The organism is Geomonas sp. (assembly GCF_035254065.1).
Taxonomy (GTDB): Bacteria; Desulfobacterota; Desulfuromonadia; order Geobacterales; family Geobacteraceae; genus Geomonas.
Window position 1 is genome coordinate 1 of record NZ_DATFBA010000065.1, and the last position, 7,990, is coordinate 7,990.

The window sequence follows — 7,990 nt, forward strand, 5'->3', positions numbered from 1 at the left end:
CTACCTGTCGCTGGACCGCTCCTCCGGCACCCTGTCGGGGGGGGAGGGGCAGCGCATCCGGCTGGCCACCCAGATCGGCTCCTCGCTGGTGGGGGTCCTCTACATCCTGGACGAGCCCTCCATCGGCCTGCACCAGCGGGACAACGCACGCCTGCTCAATACCCTCAGGCACATGCGCGACCTGGGCAACACGGTCCTGGTGGTGGAGCACGACGAGGAGACCATCGAGGAGGCGGACTGGGTGATCGACATGGGGCCGGGCGCCGGGGTGCACGGCGGCGAGGTGGTCGCCCAGGGGACGCCGGCTGACATCAAGGCCAATCCCCATTCGCTGACCGGACTATTCCTCTCCGGAACGCTCTCCATCCCGGTCCCCAAGAAGCGGCGCAAGGGGACCCGCTTCCTGACCATCGAAGGTGCCACCGAGAACAACCTGAAGAACGTTTCGGTCGACCTGCCGCTGGGGGTGATGACCTGCATAACCGGGGTCTCCGGCTCCGGCAAGTCCACCCTGGTGATCGACACCCTCTACCAGCACCTGAACCAGCAGCTCTACAAGAGCCGGGAGAAGGCGGGCGCGGTGCGGGGGATCCGCGGGCTGGAGGTGCTGGACAAGGTCATCAACATCGACCAGTCTCCCATCGGCCGCACGCCGCGCTCCAATCCGGCCACCTACACCGGGCTCTTCACCGAGATCAGGGACATCTTCGCCCAGCTCCCGGAGTCCAAAATGCGCGGCTACAAGCCGGGACGCTACTCCTTCAACGTCAAGGGGGGGCGCTGCGAGGCCTGCTCGGGGGACGGCATCATCAAGATCGAGATGCACTTCCTGCCGGACGTCTTCGTGCAGTGCGAGGTCTGCAAGGGGGCCCGCTACAACCGCGAGACCCTGGAGGTCCACTACAAGGGGCGCTCGATCGCCGACGTCCTGGACATGACGGTCTCCCAGGCCCTCCTCTTCCTGGAGCACATCCCGCGCATCAAGTCGAAGCTGAAGACCCTGGAGGAGGTCGGGCTTGGCTACATCAAGCTGGGGCAGTCGGCCACCACCCTGTCGGGGGGCGAGGCGCAGCGCGTCAAGCTCGCCAAGGAGCTCTCCAAGCGGGCCACGGGGCGCACCATCTACATCCTGGACGAGCCGACCACCGGCCTGCATTTCGCCGACATCGCCAAGCTTCTGGAGGTGCTCCACAAGCTGGTTGACGCCGGCAACTCGATCGTGGTAATCGAACACAACCTGGACGTGATCAAGACGGCGGACTGGATCGTGGACCTCGGCCCCGAGGGGGGTGACCGGGGGGGCGAGATCATAGCGACCGGCACCCCGGAGCAGGTGGCGCGGGTGGAGCGCTCCTACACCGGGCAGTACCTGAAGAAGCTTCTCTGAATACCGGAGGTGATGGCGGTGGCGAACGAGCAAGGGTGCGGCTGCGGCGAGAAACACGACGGCTGCGCGGCGTGCGGAATGGAAAACCTGCTGTCGTACTGGTGCGACACCTGTAAACGCGGGGTTCCCGACAAGCGCTGCCCGCATTGCGGCCTGAAATCGCGCAGAAAGAAAGATTAAGGGGTCCCGGGCGCTATCGGGCGGACAAAGTCGCGGTATAATTGCTACTATCCTCTCACTACAGCTCTCAAAAATTCGGAGTTCCCTGACATGCGCCCGGTTTTGCTGCGATTGATGATGGTTATCTGCCTGCTGCTGCAGATCGGCTGCGCCTCGCTTTTGCCCAAGGGCAAAAATGTCACCGAATCAGCGTGGTCCGATTACGCGGAAGCCAAGAGGGCCTTCGACGCCATCACCGTCGGCCGCACCACGGTGGAGGACCTGAAGCTGCTCGGCTTCGACATCAAGTCCTCCCCCAACATCAAGATCCTCAACTATCTGGAAGTCGCCTCCAGCGTGCAGCCGATTCCCATCGCGGAACTCGACCCCGGGCTGCAGGCCTGCATCCGGGCCCGTTCGGACTGCCGCGCCTACGTCTTCGAACCGGCTCGGATCGACAGCAAGCGGGTCGGCAATTTCTGGCTGGACATCTTCAATTTCAGACGCAAGACCCACCAGACGGGCTGGCGGTTCAAAGCCCTGATCGTCTTCGTCAACCACACGGTCGCCTACAAACTCTCCAGTGGCGAGCCGCAGGTGGACACCATGGACGACAAGATCAACCCGCTGGGGCCGATCCAGGCGCCGGTGGGGATACTAACGCGCCTGGTGCCGACACTTTAGCACCCGGGGCGGCAACGAGCGCGCCGAGGTGCTGATGGAGTGGCAGGACGGATACGTCACCGAGATAGAATACGTGCACGGCGTTTACCGTGAACTGGGGCCGTCGGTACTGAACCTGGTGCTGCTCATCCAGAGCATCGAGCCGGTGCCGATCAAGGAGGGTTTCACCTACTGCGACCTCGGTTGCGGCCAGGGGGGCTCGGTCAACCTGTTCGCCGCCTGCCATCCCGAAGGCGAGTTCCACGCGGTCGATTTCAATCCCGCCCACATCACCGGCGCCCGCGAACTGTCTGAAAGAGCGGGGCTCCAGAACGTCAGCTTCTGGGAGGCGAGCTTCGCCGAGTTGGACTCCCTGCCGCTCCCCGACTTCGACTTCGTGGTCATGCACGGCATCTACAGCTGGGTCGGGCCGGACAACCGCCAGCATATCCGGGATTTCCTGCTGAAAAAGGTCAAGCCGGGCGGGGTCGTCTACCTAAGCTACAACAGCCTGCCTGGCTGGAGCGCCCACGCCCCCCTGCGCGAACTCCTCTCCTCCTTTGCCGACACCCAACCTGGCTCGCTGGATCAGCGGGTGGACCGGGCCATCGCCTTCGCCGACAAGCTCAAAAAGGCTGGCGCCGCCATCTTCGAAACGAACCCCGCCACCAGCGAATTTTTCGACTACCTCTGCACCCTCCCCAGGAACTACCTGGCGCACGAGTTCTTCAACCATGACTGGACCCTCTTCTACCACGCCGACATCGTGCGTGATCTTGCCGCCGCCCGGCTGACCTACGCGGGCTCCGCCCATTTCGCCGACAACCAGGACATGCTGCGCTTCTCCGAGCGGCAGCAGCAGCTGATCGATGGCGTCAGTGACCGGGTGATGCGGGAGACGGTGAAGGACTTCACGGCGGCTCCCCTGCTGCGTCGGGACGTCTTCACCAAGGGGCGGCCCAAGCTCGCCCCTTCCCTGCAGCTCGAACACTTCTGCAACCGCCGGTTCGCCCTGGTCGCGCCGCAGTCGACGTTGGTGCGCAAGGCCCACTTCCCCATCGGGGAGGTGCTGTTTGATCGCGCGCTGTACGATCCGATCCTGCAGGCTTTGGAGCTTAAGCCGCAGAGCCTGCAGGAACTGATGCTGAGGAGGGAGGTGGCTGAGCTGGGGATGCCGCGGGTGATCGAGGCGGTCATGGTGCTTCTCTGCGCCGAATACCTGATGCCGGCAGTGGAGCCGGGACTTCCCGAGCTGATGTCGGTCAGGAGGTTCAACAGCGTGCTGCTCGACCGGCAGGTGAACGACCTGGACAAGCAGTCGCTGGCCTCGCCGGTCCTGCAGAACGCCTGCAAGCTCGAGTGGCTGGAGCGGCTCTTGATCCTGTGCGAGATCAACAGGAACCCGGACCCCCTTCCCTGGCTCTGGAAGAACATGAAGAACCACGGTCACAAGCTCACCAGGGACGGCGAGGTGCTGCACTCCGACGCCGAGAACCTGGCCGAGCTGAAACTGCAGATAGAGTCCTTCCGCGCTCTGAAACTCCCGCTGCTCAGGCAGCTGGGCATCCTGTAACCCTATTCCGTAGGCCTATAATCTCCAAGGCAAATCCCCCCTGTCCCCCCTTTGTCAAGGGGGGGACGTGAAGCCGTAGCAGGTCGCGGCAGGGCGCTGGTAGCGACAGCCTTTTTGGCAGCTACGCCCTTGGCCGGCGGCGCGATTGATGTTATGGTAGCGGCGTACCAACTACCACGGCGCCAGGAGAACAAATTCATGCCGCACAGCCAGCACCCGTTTCAGACCCTCACCCCCAGCTTCATCATGGACGCCGTGGAAAGCCAGGGGTTTCGCTGCGACTGCCGCACCTCCGCGCTGAACAGCTACGAGAACCGCGTCTACCAGGTGGGGATCGAGGAGGGGCAGCCGCTGATCGCCAAGTTCTATCGCCCGGGACGCTGGAGCGACCAGCAGATCGTGGAGGAACATGACTTCACCTTGGAGCTGACCGAGCACGAGTTGCCGGTGGTGGCCCCTTGGCGAAATGCCTCCGGCGAGACCCTCTTCCACTTCGGTGGCTTCCGCTTCGCCCTCTATCCCAGGCAGGGGGGGCATGCCCCCGAGTTCGACAATGACCAGAACCTGCTGATCCTGGGGAGGATGCTCGGGCGTATTCACAGTATCGGCGCCCTGCGTCCCTTCCGGGAGCGTCCCTCCCTGGACAGCGGCACTTTCGGCTATCAAAGCGTGGCACTGATCGCGGAGCGCTTCATCCCGGCCGAGTACCGGGAGAGCTATCAGGCGGTGACCGCCCAGCTGTTGCAGGGGATCGACGAGATCATGGCGGGGGCCTCCCTGCGCTACATCCGCGCGCACGGCGACTGCCATGCCGGCAACATCCTCTGGCGCGACGGCGCCCCCCACTTCGTGGATTTCGACGACGCCCGCATGGCCCCGGCGGTGCAGGACCTGTGGATGATGCTCTCCGGCGAGCGGCCACGCCAGCTCGCGCAACTCGCCCAGCTGGTCAAGGGGTACGGCGAGTTCTGCGACTTTTCCCCTGCCGAGCTGCGGGCAGTGGAAGCCCTGCGGGCCCTGCGGATGCTGCACTACAGCGCCTGGCTCGCCAGCCGGTGGGAGGACCCCATTTTTCCCAGCACCTTTCCATGGTTCAACACCACCCGCTACTGGGGTGAACACATCCTGCAACTGCGCGAGCAGCTGGCCGCGCTGGAAGAGCCCGCCCTGGAACTCCCCTGACCATCCTGGTCACCGCACCATCCCGGCGTCCTGCCTCAGTGGCACTGGATGAGCCGAGAAAGATCTGTCACTGTACCACCGACAACTCTCAGTATTGACGCCATGACTGTGTCTGGTGACGAAGGGACTGTCACAGGGTTTTTGCTGTGCCACAAAAAAATTTCGTTTCTCAGTAAAAAAGTATTTGATTTTTCGTTTTTTTGTGTGCTACGATCCAACCACAGTTTGAACATTGATATACGATAATACTTAACCATCCGTGAGGATGGGGCGGAAAGCCTAATGGGTCTCATTGAGACAGCCGGGTTGCCGAAATATCAGACACGATATTCGCGCCCGGCTTTTTTTATGCCCGGGCTCAGACAAACGGCAAGGAGATAGGACGGCAGTACCCGGGGCCTGCCAAGGCAACGGGGCGATGATGCAGGCAGAGCCGATCATCGCGGAAACTGTTATGGTGTTGATACACGACAAGACTAAACCATCCGCGAGGGTGGGGCGGAAAACCTATAGGGTCTCACGCAGATAGCCGGGGTGCCGAAATATCAATCTATTGATCGGTCCCGGTTTTTTTGTGCCCGCTGCCGGAGCGACCGACCGATGCTGCCGATCATGGGGCAGCAGATCCCGCCTTGGGGCAATGGCTGAGGGATCTTGGTGAGAACTTCGACGACCAACACCTGTAAGGAGACAAAGAAATATGGTAGCACCCGTTAAAAACACGTTCAGCTGTCTGTCGGCTCTCTTCGTAATCGCCATCACTGTCATGCTCAGCGCCTGCGGTGGCGGCGGCTCTTCCCCCAAGCTGTCCACCCAGGTGGTGAGCGGCGTTGCCTCGGTAGGGGCGGGACTGGCAGGCCAGGTCCAGCTCAAGGATGCCGGGGGCGCCAGCAAGACGACGGTGATAGGCGCGGACGGCTCCTATGCCATCGATGTCACCGGCATGAAGGGACCCTTCCTGCTGCAGGCAAGCGGAACCGCCAACGGGACCTCCTACAAGCTCAACTCATACGCAGCCTCCTCCGGCACCGCCAACGCCAACCCCCTCTCCCATATCGCCGTGGCCAGCGCCGCCGGCATGGACGACCCCTATGCCAGCGCCGATTCCCGGACCATGAGCACGATCGGCGACAACCTGCCAGCCACCATGCAGACCCTGCTGGCCAAGCTGAAGCCGCTGTTGATGGCCTATAACGCCCAGAACGCGGACCCCATCACCGGCCACTACAGCGCCGACCACACCGGCCTGGATGGCATGTTCGACAACATCAAGGTAAGTCTGGTCAGCGGCACCATCACCATCACCAACGCCGCCACCGGCGCGGTCATCTTCAGCGGCAGCATCACCGATCTGCAAAACGGCCAGTTCAACAGTGGCGGCGTCCCGAGCACCCCCACGCTCCCTGCCGCACCGATGGGGGTGATGGCCACCGGCGGGGCCGGCCAGGTCTCGCTCTCCTGGGGCGCAGTCTCCAACGCCACCGGCTACAACATCTACTGGAGCACCACCGCCGGCGTCACCACCGGCAACGGCACCAAGATCGCCGCCACCGGCAACTCGTTCGTGCAGACCGGCCTGCAGGCTGGAACCACCTACTACTACGTGATCACCGCGGTTAACGCGGCCGGCGAGAGCGCCGCCTCGGCCCAGGCTTCCGCCAGCACCAACGCCGCCCCGCCGGTCGTCACCGTGCCGGCCGCGCCCATGGGGGTGATGGCTGCCGGCGGTACCAAGCAGACCACCGTTTCCTGGCCGGCCGTGACCGGCGCCACCAGCTATAACGTCTACTACTCCACCAGCTCCGGTGTAACCACCACCAGCGGCACCAAGCTCTCCGGCGCCACCTCGCCCAGCGTGGTCACCAACCTGGCGGACAGCACCACCTACTACTTCATCGTCACCGCCGTCAACTCGGCCGGCGAGAGCGCGGCCTCCGTGCAGGTGGCGGCCACTACCCTCACTCCGGCCCCGGCCCCGACCGCGCCGGCCGCACCGACCGGCGTGACCGCCACCGGCGGCGCCAACCAGGCGACCATATCGTGGCAGGCCGTTTCCGGCGCCACCAGCTACAACGTTTACTACTCCACCACTTCCGGGGTCACCACCACCAGCGGCACCAGGAAAGCCGGCGTCTCCAGCCCCTACGTGCTGACCGGCCTCTCCGCAGGCACCACCTACTACGTCGTGGTCACCGCGGCCAACGCGGTCGGCGAGAGCGCCGCCTCCGCCCAGGCCAGCGCCACCACCAATGCCCCTCCCCCGGCGATCCCGGCCGCTCCCACCGGAGTAACCGCCACCGGCGGCACCAACCAGGTAACCGTCAGCTGGCCGGCCGTCTCCGGCGCCACCTCCTACAACCTGTACTGGTCCACCAAGACCGGCGTCACGACCACCAGCGGCACCAAGATCTCCGGCGCCACCAGCCCCTACCTCCAGACCGGTCTGGCCGCCGGCACCAGCTACTACTACGTGGTGACCGCAGTGAACAGCTCGGGTGAAAGCGCCGCCTCGGCGCAGGTTTCCGCTGCCACCGCAGCGCCGGCACCGGTGCTGCCGACCGCTCCGACCGGCGTGGCCGGCACCGGCGGCACCAAGCAGGTCACCGTAAGCTGGAGTGCCGTCTCCGGGGCCACCTCCTACAACCTCTACTACTCGACGGTTTCGGGAGTCACCACCGCCACCGGCAACAAGGTGGTCAACGTCAGCAGCCCCTACGTGCTGACCGGCCTCCTGGACGGCACCGCCTACTACTTCGTGGTGACCGCGGTCAACGCGGCCGGCGAAGGGCCCGCCTCGGCGCAGGCCTCAGCCGGCACCGCGGCGGCGGCCTTCGACGGCGCGGCCTTCTATACCGCCAACTGCGCCGGCTGCCACGGGCCGCTGGCAACCTCGCGGTACAAGGGTGCCACCCCGGCGATGATCACCGCCGGCATCCAGAACGTCGGCGCCATGAAACAGTTCTCCTACCTGACCGCCGCACAGATCAACGCGATCTCGGTCGCGCTCCAGTAGCAGTAGCAGCAGC

The 7,990-nt window shown here is 64.3% G+C and carries 6 protein-coding genes and 2 riboswitches; all 6 genes read left to right on the forward strand.

The genetic code is table 11. From position 1 onward, the window contains the following. Nucleotides 1-1,387 (forward strand): excinuclease ABC subunit UvrA (gene uvrA / locus VJ604_RS03495; RefSeq protein WP_324079992.1); only part of this gene is annotated, 1,387 nt, incomplete at its 5' end. A gap of 12 nt (nucleotides 1,388-1,399) precedes the next feature. Continuing rightward, nucleotides 1,400-1,567 carry a hypothetical protein gene (locus VJ604_RS03500; RefSeq protein ID WP_324079993.1) on the forward strand — a complete coding sequence of 56 codons (168 nt, stop codon included), beginning with the start codon at nucleotides 1,400-1,402 and terminating at the stop codon, nucleotides 1,565-1,567. 90 nt (nucleotides 1,568-1,657) lie between these two features. Further along, complete coding sequence (locus VJ604_RS03505; protein WP_324079994.1) at nucleotides 1,658-2,230, forward strand: hypothetical protein; 573 nt, start codon at nucleotides 1,658-1,660, stop codon at nucleotides 2,228-2,230. A 34-nt stretch (nucleotides 2,231-2,264) separates the two neighbouring features. Beyond that, entirely contained in the window at nucleotides 2,265-3,782 is a 1,518-nt protein-coding gene (locus VJ604_RS03510; protein ID WP_324079995.1) for a class I SAM-dependent methyltransferase, read from the forward strand. Between the two features lie 198 nt (nucleotides 3,783-3,980). Beyond that, complete coding sequence (srkA, locus tag VJ604_RS03515; protein WP_324079996.1) at nucleotides 3,981-4,964, forward strand: SrkA family protein kinase; 984 nt, start codon at nucleotides 3,981-3,983, stop codon at nucleotides 4,962-4,964. Nucleotides 4,965-5,201: 237 nt separating this feature from the next. Then, nucleotides 5,202-5,278: riboswitch (cyclic di-GMP riboswitch) on the forward strand. Nucleotides 5,279-5,429: 151 nt separating this feature from the next. Then, nucleotides 5,430-5,506, forward strand: a riboswitch (cyclic di-GMP riboswitch). 158 nt (nucleotides 5,507-5,664) lie between these two features. Further along, the gene (locus VJ604_RS03520) at nucleotides 5,665-7,977 is read left to right on the forward strand and encodes a fibronectin type III domain-containing protein (protein WP_324079997.1); all 2,313 of its coding nucleotides are present in this window, start codon (nucleotides 5,665-5,667) and stop codon (nucleotides 7,975-7,977) included. Nucleotides 7,978-7,990: the final 13 nt, after the last annotated feature.

Bases quoted from the DNA above. Each gene is read 5' to 3' on its own strand.
- VJ604_RS03500 (WP_324079993.1), top strand. From the start codon at position 1,400: ATGGCGGTGGCGAACGAGCAAGGGTGCGGCTGCGGCGAGAAACACGAC.
- VJ604_RS03505 (WP_324079994.1), top strand. From the start codon at position 1,658: ATGCGCCCGGTTTTGCTGCGATTGATGATGGTTATCTGCCTGCTGCTG.
- VJ604_RS03510 (WP_324079995.1), top strand. From the start codon at position 2,265: ATGGAGTGGCAGGACGGATACGTCACCGAGATAGAATACGTGCACGGC.
- srkA (WP_324079996.1), top strand. From the start codon at position 3,981: ATGCCGCACAGCCAGCACCCGTTTCAGACCCTCACCCCCAGCTTCATC.
- VJ604_RS03520 (WP_324079997.1), top strand. From the start codon at position 5,665: ATGGTAGCACCCGTTAAAAACACGTTCAGCTGTCTGTCGGCTCTCTTC.